Annotated in this window: 15 protein-coding genes; 10 read left to right on the top strand and 5 right to left on the bottom strand. The window is 54.6% G+C overall.

Features of this window, described 5'->3' with window-relative positions:
- Window position 1: 1 nt before the first annotated feature.
- Window positions 2-706 (bottom strand): ABC transporter substrate-binding protein, encoded by a 705-nt coding sequence (locus tag FJ695_RS14305; RefSeq protein ID WP_141186087.1) that lies wholly within the window; start codon window positions 704-706, stop codon window positions 2-4.
- Between the two features lie 288 nt (window positions 707-994).
- Here FJ695_RS14305 and FJ695_RS14300 point away from each other — a divergent pair, with 288 nt between their 5' ends.
- Window positions 995-2,170 (top strand): YbfB/YjiJ family MFS transporter, encoded by a 1,176-nt coding sequence (locus FJ695_RS14300; protein WP_141186086.1) that lies wholly within the window; start codon window positions 995-997, stop codon window positions 2,168-2,170.
- A 21-nt stretch (window positions 2,171-2,191) separates the two neighbouring features.
- On the opposite strand, the gene FJ695_RS14295 is transcribed toward FJ695_RS14300, so the two are convergent.
- Window positions 2,192-3,049, bottom strand: a complete 858-nt coding sequence (locus tag FJ695_RS14295) for a branched-chain amino acid aminotransferase (protein WP_141186085.1) — start codon at window positions 3,047-3,049, stop codon at window positions 2,192-2,194.
- A gap of 356 nt (window positions 3,050-3,405) precedes the next feature.
- Here FJ695_RS14295 and FJ695_RS14290 point away from each other — a divergent pair, with 356 nt between their 5' ends.
- The 5 genes from FJ695_RS14290 to FJ695_RS14275 all read left to right on the top strand — a co-directional run bounded on the left by FJ695_RS14290 (window position 3,406) and on the right by FJ695_RS14275 (window position 8,858).
- Window positions 3,406-3,837 carry a VOC family protein gene (locus FJ695_RS14290; RefSeq protein ID WP_141186084.1) on the top strand — a complete coding sequence of 144 codons (432 nt, stop codon included), beginning with the start codon at window positions 3,406-3,408 and terminating at the stop codon, window positions 3,835-3,837.
- Window positions 3,838-3,958: 121 nt separating this feature from the next.
- Window positions 3,959-4,621, top strand: a complete 663-nt coding sequence (locus FJ695_RS14285) for a haloacid dehalogenase type II (protein WP_141186083.1) — start codon at window positions 3,959-3,961, stop codon at window positions 4,619-4,621.
- 350 nt (window positions 4,622-4,971) lie between these two features.
- Window positions 4,972-6,081 carry a TRAP transporter substrate-binding protein DctP gene (gene dctP / locus FJ695_RS14280; RefSeq protein WP_141186082.1) on the top strand — a complete coding sequence of 370 codons (1,110 nt, stop codon included), beginning with the start codon at window positions 4,972-4,974 and terminating at the stop codon, window positions 6,079-6,081.
- A 95-nt stretch (window positions 6,082-6,176) separates the two neighbouring features.
- Entirely contained in the window at window positions 6,177-7,499 is a 1,323-nt protein-coding gene (locus FJ695_RS28170; RefSeq protein ID WP_209010661.1) for a TRAP transporter small permease subunit, read from the top strand.
- A 3-nt stretch (window positions 7,500-7,502) separates the two neighbouring features.
- Entirely contained in the window at window positions 7,503-8,858 is a 1,356-nt protein-coding gene (locus FJ695_RS14275; protein WP_209010660.1) for a TRAP transporter large permease subunit, read from the top strand.
- Between the two features lie 78 nt (window positions 8,859-8,936).
- On the opposite strand, the gene FJ695_RS14270 is transcribed toward FJ695_RS14275, so the two are convergent.
- The gene (locus tag FJ695_RS14270; RefSeq protein WP_209010659.1) at window positions 8,937-9,611 is read right to left on the bottom strand and encodes an outer membrane protein; all 675 of its coding nucleotides are present in this window, start codon (window positions 9,609-9,611) and stop codon (window positions 8,937-8,939) included.
- Window positions 9,612-10,001: 390 nt separating this feature from the next.
- On the opposite strand from FJ695_RS14270, the gene FJ695_RS14265 reads away from it, so the two are divergent.
- The 4 genes from FJ695_RS14265 to FJ695_RS14250 all read left to right on the top strand — a co-directional run bounded on the left by FJ695_RS14265 (window position 10,002) and on the right by FJ695_RS14250 (window position 11,870).
- Window positions 10,002-10,583: a hypothetical protein gene (locus tag FJ695_RS14265; RefSeq protein ID WP_209010658.1), complete on the top strand. Its 582-nt coding sequence runs from the start codon at window positions 10,002-10,004 to the stop codon at window positions 10,581-10,583.
- Window positions 10,584-10,603: 20 nt separating this feature from the next.
- On the top strand, window positions 10,604-11,185 hold the full coding sequence (locus FJ695_RS14260; RefSeq protein ID WP_141186080.1) for a DUF2975 domain-containing protein: 582 nt from the start codon (window positions 10,604-10,606) through the stop codon (window positions 11,183-11,185).
- A 24-nt stretch (window positions 11,186-11,209) separates the two neighbouring features.
- Complete coding sequence (locus FJ695_RS14255) at window positions 11,210-11,431, top strand: helix-turn-helix transcriptional regulator (protein ID WP_141186079.1); 222 nt, start codon at window positions 11,210-11,212, stop codon at window positions 11,429-11,431.
- A 124-nt stretch (window positions 11,432-11,555) separates the two neighbouring features.
- Window positions 11,556-11,870 (top strand): hypothetical protein, encoded by a 315-nt coding sequence (locus FJ695_RS14250; protein WP_141186078.1) that lies wholly within the window; start codon window positions 11,556-11,558, stop codon window positions 11,868-11,870.
- Window positions 11,871-11,929: 59 nt separating this feature from the next.
- Here FJ695_RS14250 and scpA read toward each other — a convergent pair whose 3' ends face one another.
- A complete protein-coding gene (scpA, locus tag FJ695_RS14245) occupies window positions 11,930-14,095 on the bottom strand; it encodes a methylmalonyl-CoA mutase (protein WP_141186077.1) in 2,166 nt (721 codons plus the stop codon).
- On the bottom strand, window positions 14,092-15,927 hold the full coding sequence (locus FJ695_RS14240) for a methylmalonyl-CoA mutase family protein (protein ID WP_141186076.1): 1,836 nt from the start codon (window positions 15,925-15,927) through the stop codon (window positions 14,092-14,094). The genes scpA and FJ695_RS14240 overlap by 4 nt, the downstream gene beginning before the upstream one ends.
- Window positions 15,928-15,962: the final 35 nt, after the last annotated feature.

Below are 15,962 nucleotides of genomic sequence, written 5' to 3'. Positions count from 1 at the left end.
CTTAAAGAGCCGAGTTAAACTTCTCGCGTGCAGCCCGGCCAGCATCGGAGTTCTCGAAACAGACAAACAAACCGTGTTCAACCAACAGGTTGTCGTTAAACACAAGATCGCCTGCAACCTTGGCAACAGCCGGATCGTTCTTGGTCAGGTGTTCAAAAACAAGTTTGTCGACAACACCGGCTGCTGCACGGCCACCGGCTACTTTCAAGATGTTTTGGGCGTCGTCATCAGCTTGTTCAGATTTGATATCACCGGCAGCAACCATCGCATCGAATTGTTCTTCGTTGCTGTAGCCGCGGACAACACCGATCTTGTGTTTTTTCAGATCGTCATGAGAGGACCAGGAAAAATCCGAGTCTTTACGCTGAACAAAACCAACGGGGCTGACGCCAAAGGATTTGGAGAACAAGCAGCGGTCGCCGCCTTTTTCCGCATCGCTGCCTTCAGCGTAATATTCCGGATAAACGCCAATCCATTCAGGTTTCTTTTGCGCCAGATTGATCGCTCGTTGCCAGGGAAACACTTTGACTTCTGCGGTGACACCAGCCTTCGAGAAAGCCGATTTGACAGCATCGGTGCTGGTTCCGCTTCCATCAGCCATAACGTAGGGCGGCCACTCCAATGTTGTGAGTTTGACGGATTCAGCCTGCGAAACCATCGGAATCAGTGAAAATGCTGCAGTCGCGGCAGCTAAAAGAAGACGCATGTGTTCGTCCTGTCTAAGTCCAACAAAAATTACGCCTGGAGGGCGCTGGTGCGAACCTACGGAAGAACAATAAACAAGATATTTCCCACCCTATACAGATGTCGCTTTTACATATGCTGGATGCCGCGAATACTTATAAACATTGTCAATTACACTTATCTTATCCAGATTCTCAAAAGACACATTTGCGCACACTGCGATAACGCGTGACTTGTTGATAGGACAGTGGCACAAAGCCATCCCTGCTAGGGACGCTTGTTTTCCTTGATCTGAATTTGAAGAATACTGATGAGTCAGCCCCCGAATAACTCCTTACGGTTGGCAATTGGAGGGCTGCTTGCTCTGGCAGCAGCCATGGGCATCGGCCGGTTTGTTTATACGCCCATCCTTCCGTCGATGGCAGAAAGCCTGCCCCTTGATGCCAGCGAAGCCGGATTGATTGCGGCAGCCAACTTCATCGGATACCTAACAGGAGCACTCGCAGGAGCCACAAGTCTTCTACGCGGAAGTGCACGAACATGGTTCCTACTTGGATTGGCCATGAGCGCTCTCACAAGCGCCGCCATGGCACTGACAAACGATTTGTGGTTCTTCTTGTTCATCCGGTTTGTCAGCGGCATGGCGAGTGCCGTTGTCCTGGTGTTCTCCACAACACTGGTTCTTGATCGCTTGACTGCTGCGGGCCATGGCAGCCTCTCTGCGATCCATTTCGCCGGCGTTGGTGCCGGGATCTCTCTTTCCGCCATGTTGATCGCCGCTCTCAACCACTTTGGCATGAATTGGCAGACGCTGTGGCTGAGCAGCGCCCTGGTCACAGCCGGCCTTATGGCCATAGCCACAGTTTTGATCCCGGTGGCACAAAAGACCAAAGAAAGGACATTAGTGCTGAGCGAAGAAACGGAGATCGGATCCTCAGACCTGTTGTCGGCCCCGGTGCTTCGCCTCGTTGCAGCCTATGGTCTATTTGGTTTCGGGTACGTGATTACGGCAACCTTTGTGTCTGTCATCGCCCGCACCACCCCGGCGCTCGCCTCTGTTGAACCCTATGTCTGGCTTATTGTGGGATTGTTCGCGGTTCCGTCGATTTACGTTTGGAACCGGTTTGCAGCAATGTTGGGTGTCCGCCGTGTGTTTGCAATCGCCTGCCTGGTCGAAGCAGTGGGCGTCAGCATGACCGCACTGAGCACAGCACCGGTCATATTCCTCGCCGGTGCAGCCCTCCTGGGCGGAACGTTTATGGGTATTACCGCACTCGGGCTGGCGGAAGGCCGGCGCCTAAGCGTAGATGATGGATCAGAAGCGGTGCGCCGTATGCTGGCAATCCTGACGGCCAGCTTTGGTTTGGGTCAGGCGGCCGGTCCCTGGATCGCCGGGCACCTTCATGGCATAACGGGCTCGTTTCAAGCACCATCGATTGCGGCTGCTATCGCTCTCGTGATTGCAGCCGCATTGGCATCCGTTTGAGCCTTTCCGGCGGGCCGCCGCTTATGCGTGGGAGAAATCCCAATAAAGCTCGCGGGCGCGCGCAGCGATCGGTCCTGGCTGAAGGTCGCGCTCTTCAATACGATTGATCGGAGATACCTTGTTGTAGTTGCCCGTCGAGAAAATCTCATCGGCTTCCAGGAACTCGTCATACCCAAGTGTGCGCTCAAACACGTCATAACCGGCAGAGCGCAGCAACTGGATCACCCGCTGGCGAGTGATGCCGTTCAGGAATGTTCCGTTCGGTACCGGTGTATGAACCTTGCCGTCTTTGGCCATAAAAACATTGGCGGACGTGAGTTCAGCGACATTGCCGAGCATGTCCCGGACAACTGCATTGTCGAAACCCCTGCCCTTGGCCTCCAGCATGGCGCGGGCATTGTTGGGATAAAGGCAACCTGCCTTGGCATTCACCGGCATACATTCCATCGTCGGACGGCGGAAGGGCGACAATGTGATGCTGGCGGCAGCGTCTTTTGGAGACATTGGGGCATCAAACAGACACAGGCAAAACCGTGTGCTGTTGGGATCACCCACGATCACGCCTGGGCCATCGCCTTCCGTCCAATACATCGGCTTTACATAGATCTGCCGGTCGCTGCCGAACTTCGCACACCCTTCGCGCGTGAGTTCGACCATCTCGCCAACCTTCATGGTTGGCTTCATCGCAAGTGCTTCTGCAGAATCGTTGACACGTTGGCAATGCAGATCAATATCCGGCATGACACCGTCGAAGAAGCGAGCGCCATCGAATACACTTGATCCCAGCCAGGAAGCATGCGTGCGCGGGCCCATGATCGGTGGATTGCCCTCATGCCAAGTCCCGTTTATCCAGGTCCAGGTGTCGCTCCAACCGCTCATGTTTCTCCCCTTTTGGCCGTAACTGTTTGAAGGTATTTCCCACGGACAGAACACCGCCTCCAACCGCGGGTCAATAGCATACCAATAAATTCCGGAATACGAGTTTTATTATTCTGAATTTTGCTACAGGTAGGTGGGAATTTTCCGCATGCAGGAAGAATGTGAAGTTTTTTTCACTTAAACACTGTGCGTATTCCTTCTCATAATCACGCATGCTCCATCACCCGTGCCAAATTGTAATAAGCCGCCTTGCGTTCTGGGAACCAGCCGTTTACGTCGCTCGCCGGCCTTGTCAAAACACAGAACACCAACTAGGATGTTCCTGTTTTGTTCAAATGCGCTTCGCGGGGATAAAAATGGAACAACGTATTTCTATGATCACATTAATTGTGCCGGATGTTGCTGCCGCACGGACATTTTTCGAAACTGGACTTGGCTGGACCGTTAATGCCGCCCCCTCCCCGGCGGTAGTGTTTTTTCAAATTCCGGGCGGTGTGTTTGCGCTCTATGACCGCAACGCGCTGGAAGACGAAATTGCCCACCCGGTGAGTGACGCCCCTTTTGGGGCCACAACACTTGCTTGGAATGCGAGCGAAAAAGAAGAGGTCGACACGATGTTTGCGCAGGCCGTTGCGGCCGGGGCAAAACCAGTTAAACAACCGGAACGGGCTTTTTGGGGCGGTTATTCCTCCTATGTCGAGGTTCCAGGTGGCCATCTTCTGGAAATTGCGCACAATCCGTTTTGGACAATTGAAGATGATGGTTCGGTGACACTGCCAGCCGCATGACTTCGATGTGATGGCATTTTGTAAGCAGTTGGACTTATGTCGCAGCTGCTTTGACTTGACCTTCTGCTGGACTCGCGGTTCTCTGCGCCGTTCCTGATAAATCTACGCAGAAAGATCCGTCATGGCGTATGCCGCTTATGTCTTCGATGCTTACGGTACCTTGTTTGATGTTCACGCCGCCGTGCGCAAGCATGCCGCCAAACTTGGTCCTGATGCACAGCGGTTGTCATCGCTTTGGCGCGAGAAACAACTGGAATATTCCTGGGTCCGGGCCTTGATGGGTCAATACAAGGACTTTTGGGAACTGACACAACAAGGTCTGGATACGGCTTTCGAACTTGTGCCGTCAGCCGACAAGTCATTAAAAGACGACTTGTTGAATGCCTATTGGACGCTGGATTGTTATCCGGAAGTCCCCCAGGTACTGACCGATCTGAAAGCCACGGGTGCCAAGATTGCAATTCTCTCCAACGGTTCTCCGGACATGCTGGAGGCGGCTGCCAAAGCGTCAGGCCTGACGGATCTCTTCGACGAGATCTTCTCGGTTGATAGCCTCAGGACTTTTAAGACCGATCCGCAAACCTATGAAATGGTGACCACACACTTCCGGATCTACCCGGAAGAAGTCTCGTTTCAATCGTCCAACCGCTGGGACGTTGCCGGCGCAACCGCTTTCGGGTTCCGGACCGTTTGGATGAACAGGACCGGGCAGCCGGATGAGTATAAGGACCTGTCTCCCAAAGCGGTACTTGCGGATCTGACTGGCCTGTCTGCGTTGGTTTAGGAGATTGACACACTCAACACGTTATCAGTGAGTCGACAAAGGCAGCTCACGGATTGATTGCTGATTTCACCGACTTTCTATCGATAGATCTGGAGGAAATTCCAGATTTGTCGATATTTTTTCCATTTCGGAACAAATGTTTCTATGCCTCGAAATTTTGCCATAGGTAAAAAGTGCATTATCATTTTGTCCGCAAGGAGACGGAATTGGACCGCAACCACTTCTCCAATCCTCAAGTATCGGGCAAATAAGCACAAAAACACACTCCGCTGTTGACGGCAGAAGCAAGTACACCAGACTGGGGTCTGGTTTTGGCACGGTCAAATGTCTCCTGATGCGATTGGGAGGATATGATGACTCAGCTTACGACACGCAGACAGGCCCTGCGGGGTCTCGCAGGCGCAGGTGCTGTTGGAGCAGCGACACTTGCCGCTCCGCACATTGCCACCGCACAGGGAAATACCACCACCTGGAAGATCCAGACTTCTTGGCCCGGCGGCGCCGGCCTTCAGATCTTCAAGGACTGGTGCGGTACCATCGTTGAAAAAACAGGCGGAGAACTGGCCTTCCAGCCGTTCGGAGCCAATGACGTTGTTGGGGATTTCCAGCTCTATGACGCAGTGAAAAATGGTGTTCTGGACGCAGTGAATCCCTTCACCATTTACGCGCAGGGCATCATCCCCGCCGCGACATTCCTGACCAGTTATCCGCTGGGCCTTCGTAATCCGCATGAATGGGATGTGTTCTATTACACCCTTGGCGGCCTTGATATTGCCCGGGAGCTTTATGCGGCACAGGGCATGAAATTCGTCGGTCCCGTGCACCACGGCCCAAACATCATCCACTCCAAGGTCCCAATCCGCTCCATTGACGATTTCCGCGGCCGGAAAATGCGCCTTCCCGGCGGTATGGTCGCCGAGGTCTTCACAGAGATTGGCGCAGAAACCACGGTGCTCCCAGGCTCCGAGATCTTCCCGGCGTTGGAAAAAGGTACCATCGACGTTGCCGACTATGTCGGTCCAGCGGTCAATTACGCCCTCGGCTTCAGCCAGGTCACCGACTATATCTCCATGGGCCCTCCAGGCTTCATGTCGTTGTATCAGCCGGTTGACCTTATGGACATCACGGTCGGCATGGAATCCTGGGACAAACTCAGCCCGCAGATGCAGCAGTTTGTCGAAATGGAAACTCACGTCTATTCCGACCTGCACCATGCATCGATCCAGAAAGCTGACCAGGATGCCTGGGCGAAGTTCGAAGCCGATGGCACCGAAATCACCCGCCTCAGCCAGGACGATGTGGAATTGATGACTGAGATCGCTGTGCCGATCTGGTTCAGCTATGCCAACCGTGACAAGGACAGCGCCCGGATCTTCAAGATCCAGCTCGATTACATGATGTCCGGATCGCTTGGGTATGTCACGCCGGACCTCATCGAAGGCATGGAACTCAAGCTTTAGAGCTTCGCCACTGCAAATAGACCGGGCCTGCGCAGGTTTCTGTGCGGGCCCGCGCCGATTGTTCTTGGGCGACCTGCCCACGGGAAGGTAGAGGCATGCCTCAAATAGACTTTACGTTGCCGCACTGGGCCTATTGGCTTGGTTTGATCCTGTTTCCGCTGGTCGCCGCTGCACTCGCCAAACGGCCCAAATCCACAGAGCGCACCTATTCGCTGTTTATTGGCTATTTCATTCTCATAACTGGTGGGATTTTGGGCCTGCATCGGCTCTATCTGAAAAGCTTAGTTGGCCTGATCTACATCCCCATTTTCATCTGCATTCTTTATGCAAACTCTGAAGGACAGACAGCCCGTTCAGTGGTTTCGGATATGTCGAATGCAGTCCGGCAGGCCGAACGCACTTTGGATCGCGAAATACCAAGGGTCGAAACAGCCGAAGCCGACCTTCCCGGCCTACTCCAGAAACAGGCGACCGCGGAAGCGGGCAGCCTGGACAAACGCCGCGCCGACCGGGACGTGAAACGAGCTCAAAAACGGATAGAACAAGGCCGCGAGCGGATCGAAGAAGCAAAAACAGAACTCCAAACAGCCCGCCCGGCGATGGTAACAGCCGAAGCTGATCTGACTTTCTGGCGGAACTTTGCCAAATACGCCTTCTGGCTTATCCTTGCCGCGATGGCGATCGATGCTGTCTTGCTGCCCGGCCTGGTGCGAAAAGCCAACGCAAATCTGCCACCGGAACGGCCGCTCAGTGAAACCGAACTGAAACTGAAAGAATTGGAAGACGCCGAACGCAAGGACGATTCCAGTTATGTATCGAGCGGCTGGACTGGCCGGATTGACCGCCTATCACTCTTCTGCGGCGAGTTCGTCAGCTATTGGGCCGTGATCGCCGTCATCGTTTATTATTTCGAGGTCATGAGCCGTTATGTCTTCGGCAGCCCGACCAACTGGGCCCATGAAGCCATGTACCTTATGTTCGGCATGCAATATCTGATTGCCGGCTCCTATGCGATGCTGACGGAATCCCATGTCCGGGTTGATATTTTCTATGCCCCGCTGTCGCCGCGCCGAAAAGCACTCGTCGACCTTCTGACCTCCGTTTTCTTCTTCATTTTTGCCGGCACTTTGCTGGTCACCTCCTGGATTTTTGCATTTGACGCCATTGCGGTGCCATCCGGCAACGGCCTCCTGTCCGATTGGTCACGCGGCCAAATCACAACTGGCGAGATGCTTGCCAATTGGAACTTAAGCCAATGGACGGACACCAACATCCGCTGGGGTGAAATCAGCTTCAACGAGTGGGAAGTGCCACTGTGGCCGATGAAGTGGGTCATGGTGATCGGCGGCCTGCTTCTGGTGCTGCAGGGGATATCGAAATTCGCGCGGGATATCCGCGTTCTGGTGCGTGGAGCTTGATCGATGGGACTTGAAATCGGTATCGAGTGGCTCACACTCATCATGTTCGGGTCCTTGCTGGTCCTTCTCATGGCCGGCCTGCCGCTCGCCTTTGTAACGGGCGGTCTGGCTTGTGTTTTTCTATTCGTCCTTGGCGATGAGCGGGCGCTCAACATTGTGCCCTCCCGCATCTTCCCCTTGATGACCAACTACCAGCTCTCGGCCATTCCGCTGTTCATCTTCATGGCGTCGATGCTGGAACGGGCCGGCATCATCAACGACATGTTTGATGTCATCTACAAGGTGCTCGGCGGTGTGCGCGGTGGATTGGCAGCAGCCACCATTATCGCCTCCACTGTGCTTGCGGCCATGGTCGGCGTTATAGGTGCGGCCGTCGTGACCATGGGGATCATCGCCCTGCCTGCCATGTTGAAACGCCACTACGACCCGAAGATCGCCATGGGTTCGATCATGGCCGGGGGGACACTCGGCATTCTGATCCCGCCGTCCATTCTGGCAATCATTTACGCAGTTGTTGCCGAACAATCGGTCGGAGAACTCTTCATTGGCGCTGTCATCCCGGGGCTGCTGCTGTCGGGCATGTATATTCTCTATGTGGTGGTGTCTTGCACGGTCAGCCCGCAGAAAGGTCCTCCGATCCCCGAAGACGAACGCATTCCGTTTCAGGAAAAGGTACGCCTTCTGTCCAACATGTCCGCGCCGATTGCTCTGATCGTGATCGTCCTCGGCGTGATCTTCACCGGTGTCGCAACCCCTGTGGAAGCGGCCGGCATTGGCACCTTCGGCGCCATCATTGTTGCGGCCATTCACCGGAATCTGGATTGGCAAACACTGCGCGAAGCCTCCCTGACCACACTCAAGGCCTCGGCCATGGTGATCTGGATCATGTTTGGCGCGACGATATTTGTCGGGCTTTATGTCCTGGAAGGCGGCCAACAGTTCGTGCAAGGCGCACTGGAAGCGACCGGGCTCGGCCCTTGGGGCATCTTGATCATCATGCAGGTGGTTCTGGTGGTCCTCGGCATGTTCCTAGACTGGGTTGGCATTCTGTTGCTGTGCGTGCCGATTTTTGTGCCGATCATCAAGGCACTTGGTGCTGCCGCCTTTGGGCTCGATAACCCGGACGATCTCGTTCTTTGGTTCGGCGTGCTTTACTTGGTCAACATGCAGATGAGCTTTCTGTCGCCGCCCTTTGGCTATGCGCTCTTTTACCTGCGCGGCGTCGCCCCACCAGACATCCCGATGACTGATATCTTCAAATCGGCCCTGCCCTTCTTGGCGTTGCAAATCGTTGGCCTGGTTCTATGTATGCTGTTTCCAGGCATCATCACTTGGTTGCCGAACCTGGTCTACGGATAGAAGGCAGTCTCCCATACCCCAAAAGAAAGGACGGCACTCGACAAGGAGTACCGCCCTTTTCAAGCCCTATCAATGGATCTAAAAGCCCCGCGAAATGCCGAGCATCAAACGGTGGTTGGCGGCGGTTCGCCTGGCTTCCACACCGTTATACCGATCTTTGCTGTCGGTGATCCCGCTGAGCGAATAGTCAGCGCGCAGCCGCCACTTGTCACGCATTGCAACCTCAAGGCCTGCACCAAAGACTGGAGCGATGTTGACGGAGTTCTTCGTTTGGCCATTGGCCTTCAAACTATGATCTGTGGCCGCCAATCCAAAGCTCAGATACGGCATGAAGTTGTTGATCGGCAAACCGACCCGCGCCTTGGTGCTAACAGCCCATTTCGATCCCGTCTCGATGGTTCCAAGAACCGGATGGTGGCCCTTTTTCCGGTCGCCGATGTAGGTGGCAGCGCCTTCAACACCCAAGATCACACGTGAGACTTCCCAGTTGTAGCCACCAAACACGCCAAATGCGGCATCAAAACGGGAATAGTCTTTCTTTTGACCGCCGGCTTTCACATCCGTGACTGTTTGAGACCCCCCGGCCTCAAAACCGAGATACGGCCCAGCCCAAATGGATCCGGCAGGAGCCATCGGAACAAAATCGTTTCCGCCAGCAACCGGCATGTCAGCGGCCTTAGCACCGCCGACCAGAACAGCCAGGGCTGCGCACAAAACAAAGGGTTTTACCAGCCAGTTCCTAGTGTTTGGCAAGGAATTCCGGAGGCGCCGAAACGGTTTTGGCCACGGCGAACAGCCATAAAAAACGCAACTATTGTGATTGGTAAAGGAACTTACCATGGGAGGTCTCACTTCGGTTATCTCGTCAAACCCGCAACACAACAATCAATAATTATTGTGAAACGATAATTTTAAAAATCACAACGATGATTATTTTGTCAACTGCAATGTTTTGAATTTGCGTTTTTTCTCGAAATGCTCTAGAGGCTTCCCTCGTTAATGGGCAGCAGTCACCCGCGAGCCAACATCTCCTTTGGCGGATGAACGCTCGCTGAACACACCGGCCCGATGGTTCTCGGGTCGCGGAAGCAACTGATTTATTGAGATGTATTGGCCTTTAACAAAATAGGGCCGGAGGAAATCATGACAGAGATGGAATGGTCCGAACGCGAAAAACGACTGACCCGCATCAGGCGGGTGTCTGCGTTCATGAAATGGGTTGTGAGCGGAATTCTGCTCTTGATCTTGATTTTCGGGCTGATCGTGATAGTCGGGATTTCTCTGCCGAACGAACTGATGATCGCGCCGGATGAGACCATCGATTTCGCTGATATCGAACGCCCGCTGGCCGAGATCCCCCAAATTCAGCGCTTCGGATTGTCAATCGTGTCCGGCATTGCGTTTGTGCTTTTGATGTTGGCTGGCTGGAACATTCGCCAGGTTTTCAAGCGGTTCCAAAGCATGGAATTTTTCTCGCCCCAAACCCTTTCAAGTGTCATTTCCTTCGGCGTATGGCTCATCGCTTTTGCAACTTTTGACCTGATCAGCGATCCCGTTGGCTCGGTGCTTTTGACCTATGATTTCCCTCCCGGAGAAAGGTCAATCGAAGTGACCCTCGATGGGGGAGAGCTGTTCTTTTTTGTTTTAGGGGCATTGATGTTGCTATTCGGCTGGATCTTACGGGAAGCAGCACTCATCGCCGATGAAAACCGCCAATTCATCTGATCTGAACCGGGGGATAGAAAATGGCCGACGTATCCGTCTGTGAACAAAGCAAACGCCTGAAACGCATTCGTATCGTTGCGAGACTGGTCAAGTGGGTCGCAACCCTATCCCTTTTTGCCACCTTCACGGTTGGGATCGGCCTGACTTTTGTATTCCTTTTCCCGGAGGGACCTGCGTGGAGCGTTGAAGAAACAATCTGGATTGGCGACGGCGAAAGAGCATTGAGCTCAATTCCGTTCCCGCAGCGGTCCATTTTGGCCGTCCTTCTGGTGGTCAACCTTGCCCTCGTCGTTGGAATCATATGGGCCTTACGCTCTGTCTGCAGGCATTTTGAAACTGGGGACTACTTTTCCCCTCAGGCTTTGGAAAATGTCTTTTCGCTTGGCGCATGGATGATTTCGTTTGCGGTTTTTGATATTGCCAGTGACCCGGTCGGCATCATGGTCGCGACACTTGATTATCCGGAAGTGAAGAGAGTCATTGACGTTTCCCTCGATGGCGGCGAAGTTTTCACAATGATTCTAGGGGCGCTTATGTTGTTGTTTGGATGGATTTTTCGCGAGGCGGCCCTGCTCGCGGAAGAAAACCGGCAAATCGTCTAGCATCAACGCATCAGGGTCTCGAATATGCCGATCATTATCGAACTGGATGTGATGCTTGCCCGCCGGAAGATGCGGTCGAAGGAGCTTGCCGAACGTATTGGAATTACCGAACAGAATGTATCCTTGCTCAAATCAGGCAAGGTGAAGGGTGTGCGCTTCGAAACGCTCGAAAAGATCTGTGAAGTTCTGGACTGCCAACCAGGCGATATTCTGATTTACCAGCCATCCGAAAGCAATGAAGGCTGATCAAGAGTCAATTTTAATCAATTCATTCGAAACTTTGAAACATGCATGAAATGCCATCGTAATTTTTACACACTACACATGCTCCAGCATTCCTGTGCAAAGGTCTTTCTGGAGCCCCCTTATTATGTATGCGGCATCATTCTTGGATTACGACGCCGACCGTTTGGCGCCAGCGACCCGCACACGTCTCCGGCATGGGCGTCTGATGACCGTCGATAAAACCGACATTTGCGACTGCACGCTTTATGACCTCAAAAACGGCGGTGTGGGCATTGTTATTCCAGATGCCGACACGGATTTGCCCGCAACGCTCTATGTTGCGGACACCAAACAGGTCACTGTCAGCCTTGCCAAAGTCCGCTGGCGGTCCGGTGCGAATTTGAGCATTGCCTATCTGGAAAAACCGGTCCGCTTAAGTCTGCGGCAAGCAGGCCCATAAAAGAAAAACCGGCAACGGTTTCCCGCAGCCGGCTACCAATTCCATCGAATTTCTATTGTTTATTCCGCCGCTTGGGCTGGTCCGTAACCAAGCTGCGTATTCAGCTTTTCAATCAACCCGACAGCTGCTTCCGCAATTACGGTTCCTGGTGGGAAGATGGCTGCGGCTCCGGACTTATAGAGCTCATCATAATCCTGCGGCGGCACGACGCCGCCCACTACAATCATGATGTCTTCCCGGCCCTCATCGGCGAGCGCTTTTTTGAGGGCTGGAACCAAGGTCAGGTGGCCGGCTGCCAGCGACGACACGCCAACGACATGAACGTCGTTTTCCACGGCCTGACGGGCCGCCTCTTCCGGTGTCTGGAACAGCGGGCCGATATCAACGTCAAAACCAAGATCGGCAAAGGCAGAAGCAATCACTTTCTGGCCGCGGTCATGACCATCCTGGCCCATCTTGGCCACCAAGATTCGTGGACGGCGGCCGTCATTGTCTTCAAAGCCTTCAACGAGGCCTTGAACCTTTTCCATGGTGCCGGACATGGTACCAGCCTCCCGCTTGTAAACACCGGAAATCGACTTGATCTCCGCCTTGTGGCGGTCAAAGACCTTTTCCATCGCAAAGGAGATTTCGCCGACCGTTGCCTTGGCACGAGCCGCCTTGACGGAAAGATCGAGCAAATTGCCGTCGCCGGTTTCAGCGCATTTGGTGAGCGCATCGAGAGCTGCCTGCGTGTCCGCTTCGTTGCGCTCCTCGCGCAAGCGTTTCAACTTGTCGATCTGAGCCGCGCGCACCGTCGCGTTGTCGACCTTTAGAACGTCGATCGCCTTTTCGCTCTCCGGCTTATACTTGTTGACGCCAACCACCGTCTGCGCCCCGCTGTCGATGCGGGCCTGGGTCTTTGCCGCCGCTTCCTCGATGCGAAGTTTCGGAATGCCTTTTTCAATGGCCTTGGCCATACCGCCAAGTTCTTCCACTTCACGGATGTGGGCCATGGCTTTCTCCGCAAGATCTGCGGTGAGCTTTTCGACATAGTAAGACCCGCCCCAGGGATCAATCACCTGGGTGGTGCCGCTTTCCTGCTGCAGGAACAGCTGGGTGTTCCTTGCGATGCGCGCGGAGAAGTCTGTCGGCAGCGCCAGGGCCTCATCCAGCGCGTTGGTGTGCAGCGACTGGGTGTGCCCCTGTGTGGCCGCCATGGCTTCCACACACGTGCGGATGACATTGTTAAAGACGTCCTGAGCCGTGAGCGACCAGCCGGAAGTCTGGGAGTGTGTTCTAAGGGACAGAGACTTCGGGTTCTTCGGCTGGAAGTTTTCTTCCATCAAGGTCGCCCAAATCAGGCGCGCGGCCCGCAGCTTGGCAACTTCCATGAAGAAGTTCATGCCAATCGCCCAGAAGAACGACAAGCGTGGCGCGAATTGGTCAATGTCCATGCCCGCCGCGACACCAGCGCGCGCGTATTCAATGCCGTCGGCAATGGTGTAGGCAAGTTCCAGATCCGCGGTCGCCCCGGCTTCCTGCATGTGATAGCCGGATATCGAGATCGAATTGAACCGCGGCATGTTCTGCGAGGTGTAAGCGAAAATATCCGAGATGATCTTCATCGAAGACTTCGGCGGATAGATATAGGTGTTGCGAACCATGAACTCCTTCAGAATGTCATTCTGAATGGTTCCCGACAGATCCTTCTGGGCTACGCCCTGCTCTTCCGCGGCCACGATATAAAGCGCCAGCACCGGCAACACAGCGCCGTTCATGGTCATGGAGACGCTCATCTTGTCCAGCGGAATGCCGGAAAAGAGTGTACGCATGTCATAGATGGAATCGATGGCCACACCGGCCATACCGACGTCACCGGAAACGCGCGGGTGATCGCTGTCATAGCCCCGGTGCGTGGCAAGGTCGAATGCGACCGAAAGGCCTTTCTGACCGGCTGCAAGGTTACGGCGGTAAAAAGCGTTGGAGTCCTCGGCCGTTGAGAAACCCGCATATTGACGGACCGTCCAGGGCTGCTGGACATACATGGTCGGGTAAGGTCCGCGCATGAACGGCGGTAGGCCCGGCCAAGTGCCAATGTGCTTCAGGTCAGCAACATCGTCCGCACCATAAACCGGGGCAACATCGATTCCTTCCGGCGTTGTCCAATTGGCTTCATCTCCCGCGTTGGCGGCCTCTAGGGCATCGTCAAACGGAATGTTTGAATAATTTGGAACCTTGCTCATGCCCGGCCCTCCTGATCACTTGCCGCCTCTACGTTGGCCAGCCCCAGTTGGCCGTGCGCATCCCGCAGAAGCTCCAATATATCACAGCCGGCATATACGAATGTGCCAACACCGGCCGCCCGGTAGGCTTCTTCCTGGCCGCCCGGTTTTCCGGCAAGATAAAGATGGTTTGCACCGGCAGCGGTCAACGCCTTAGCAACAGCTTCGGCCTCTGCCTCATAGACAGCATCTGATGAAACGATACAAGCCAATGCCGCGCCGCTGTCCTTGAACGCGGCGGCCATCTCCTCAACAGAGCCATAAACAGCTGCCTCTGTGGTTTTCAAACCACCGGCTGCAAAGGCATTGGCGATCCACGTTGCCCGCGCCGTGAACTGAGCTAGAGACCCAAGGCTTGCCAGGAAGATGGACGGCGCAGCGCCTGTCGCATTCTCATGAGCATCCGCAGCATTGCGAAGAGCTTCAAAGGGCTCTGCATAGCGCCACCCACCATCCGTATCCACTGCAGCAGAAAGAACCGACACCGGCTCCTCGCCTAAATCCGGGAATTCGCTGACACCGGTCACCGGACGTTTTCGACGGGCTATGTCTTTTTCCAGCTTTGCTTTTGTCTCTGATATCCGCTGATCAACCAGGCCGTTTTGCGTTGCTGCGGCCAGACCGCCAGCTGCTTCGATTTCCTGAAAGAGCGTCCAAGCTGCTGCGCAAAGCTGTTCTGTCCGTGCTTCAATGGCCCCGGACCCGGCAGCAGGATCCATGACTTTGGCCAAGTTGCTTTCTTCCAAAAGCATCGCTTGAGTGTTGCGGGCAAGTCGCCGGGCAAAGGCATCCGGCACCCCAACGGCAAAGGTATGCGGTAGAACACAAACGCCATCTGCCCCGCCAATCCCGGCCGCAAAGGACGCAACCGTGTTGCGCAAGAGGTTCACCCATGGATCCCGGCGGGTCAGCATACGCCGCGAAGTTGTCATATGAAGGTTCGCCGGTCTTTGTGGCAAACCTGCACCTTTAAGAACGGAAGCCCACAACTTACGCATCGCCCGCGCTTTAGCGATGGTGCCGAACTGATCGGCATCCGCAACCAGGGTCAGGGAAATCCGGTCGGTCCAAGTTTCTGGATCTAGGTCCGTGGTTTCCAGTGAGCGGAGATGGGCAACTGCGGAGGCGAGAACCAACGCCAGCTCTTGCGCCTGGCTCGCGCCAGCATTGTGCCAGACTTGCCCGTCAGCAGTCAGAAACCGGGCCAGACTGCCTGCGGAAATACATTTAGCGGCGGTCTCCTTGACAGCGGCGGAAACGTCGCCAGTGCCTTTATCCACATTCGGATCATGCGACACGGTTACATGAACGTTTGCCGGATCGAGCTTCTCAGCTTTGAGGTAATCAAAAAACAAGCTCAAAACTTGAAAAGATTGCGCACCTGCATCCAGCCGCGTTTCGATCAAGTCCGGCTGAACACCTTTATAAAGCGCAGCAAAGTCATCTGCGCTGCTAACCCGGATGCCGCGGCCAGCTGCGGTACCCGTGCCATCCACAACAAGATCAAGGCCGCTGGCACCACCAGTTAGGTCTTCAAGAATTTGAGCATTCGCTTCGGTCAGATCTGCCAAATCGATCCGCTGCGAAACAATCCAATCGCCGCGTTGCGGGCGTAAGGATCGGGCTGAAACGTCTGTTCTATTTGAATAAAGTGGGGCGATCGCCAGACCGTCGTCTGTTTTCGACGTGAGTTTTTCTCGCGCTGCTCCTTTCAGAGCCTTGTCGACAGCAGACCACCAGGCCTCTTCGTCAGCAGCAAAAAAACTCTCAGGTCCAGAAAAACTAAGTGCCATGGATACAGTCTCCCTTGCTCGCTCTTTTAGTCTGC

The organism is Labrenzia sp. PHM005 (assembly GCF_006517275.1).
Taxonomy (GTDB): domain Bacteria; phylum Pseudomonadota; class Alphaproteobacteria; order Rhizobiales; family Stappiaceae; genus Roseibium.
This window is presented reverse-complemented; position numbering and strand designations above follow the sequence as displayed.

What these genes read in the sequence shown, in the direction of transcription:
- FJ695_RS14305 (WP_141186087.1), bottom strand. Translation starts at nt 706, where the DNA reads ATGCGTCTTCTTTTAGCTGCCGCGACTGCAGCATTTTCACTGATTCCG.
- FJ695_RS14300 (WP_141186086.1), top strand. Translation starts at nt 995, where the DNA reads ATGAGTCAGCCCCCGAATAACTCCTTACGGTTGGCAATTGGAGGGCTG.
- FJ695_RS14295 (WP_141186085.1), bottom strand. Translation starts at nt 3,049, where the DNA reads ATGAGCGGTTGGAGCGACACCTGGACCTGGATAAACGGGACTTGGCAT.
- FJ695_RS14290 (WP_141186084.1), top strand. Translation starts at nt 3,406, where the DNA reads ATGGAACAACGTATTTCTATGATCACATTAATTGTGCCGGATGTTGCT.
- FJ695_RS14285 (WP_141186083.1), top strand. Translation starts at nt 3,959, where the DNA reads ATGGCGTATGCCGCTTATGTCTTCGATGCTTACGGTACCTTGTTTGAT.
- dctP (WP_141186082.1), top strand. Translation starts at nt 4,972, where the DNA reads ATGATGACTCAGCTTACGACACGCAGACAGGCCCTGCGGGGTCTCGCA.
- FJ695_RS28170 (WP_209010661.1), top strand. Translation starts at nt 6,177, where the DNA reads ATGCCTCAAATAGACTTTACGTTGCCGCACTGGGCCTATTGGCTTGGT.
- FJ695_RS14275 (WP_209010660.1), top strand. Translation starts at nt 7,503, where the DNA reads ATGGGACTTGAAATCGGTATCGAGTGGCTCACACTCATCATGTTCGGG.
- FJ695_RS14265 (WP_209010658.1), top strand. Translation starts at nt 10,002, where the DNA reads ATGACAGAGATGGAATGGTCCGAACGCGAAAAACGACTGACCCGCATC.
- FJ695_RS14260 (WP_141186080.1), top strand. Translation starts at nt 10,604, where the DNA reads ATGGCCGACGTATCCGTCTGTGAACAAAGCAAACGCCTGAAACGCATT.
- FJ695_RS14255 (WP_141186079.1), top strand. Translation starts at nt 11,210, where the DNA reads ATGCCGATCATTATCGAACTGGATGTGATGCTTGCCCGCCGGAAGATG.
- FJ695_RS14250 (WP_141186078.1), top strand. Translation starts at nt 11,556, where the DNA reads ATGTATGCGGCATCATTCTTGGATTACGACGCCGACCGTTTGGCGCCA.
- scpA (WP_141186077.1), bottom strand. Translation starts at nt 14,095, where the DNA reads ATGAGCAAGGTTCCAAATTATTCAAACATTCCGTTTGACGATGCCCTA.
- FJ695_RS14240 (WP_141186076.1), bottom strand. Translation starts at nt 15,927, where the DNA reads ATGGCACTTAGTTTTTCTGGACCTGAGAGTTTTTTTGCTGCTGACGAA.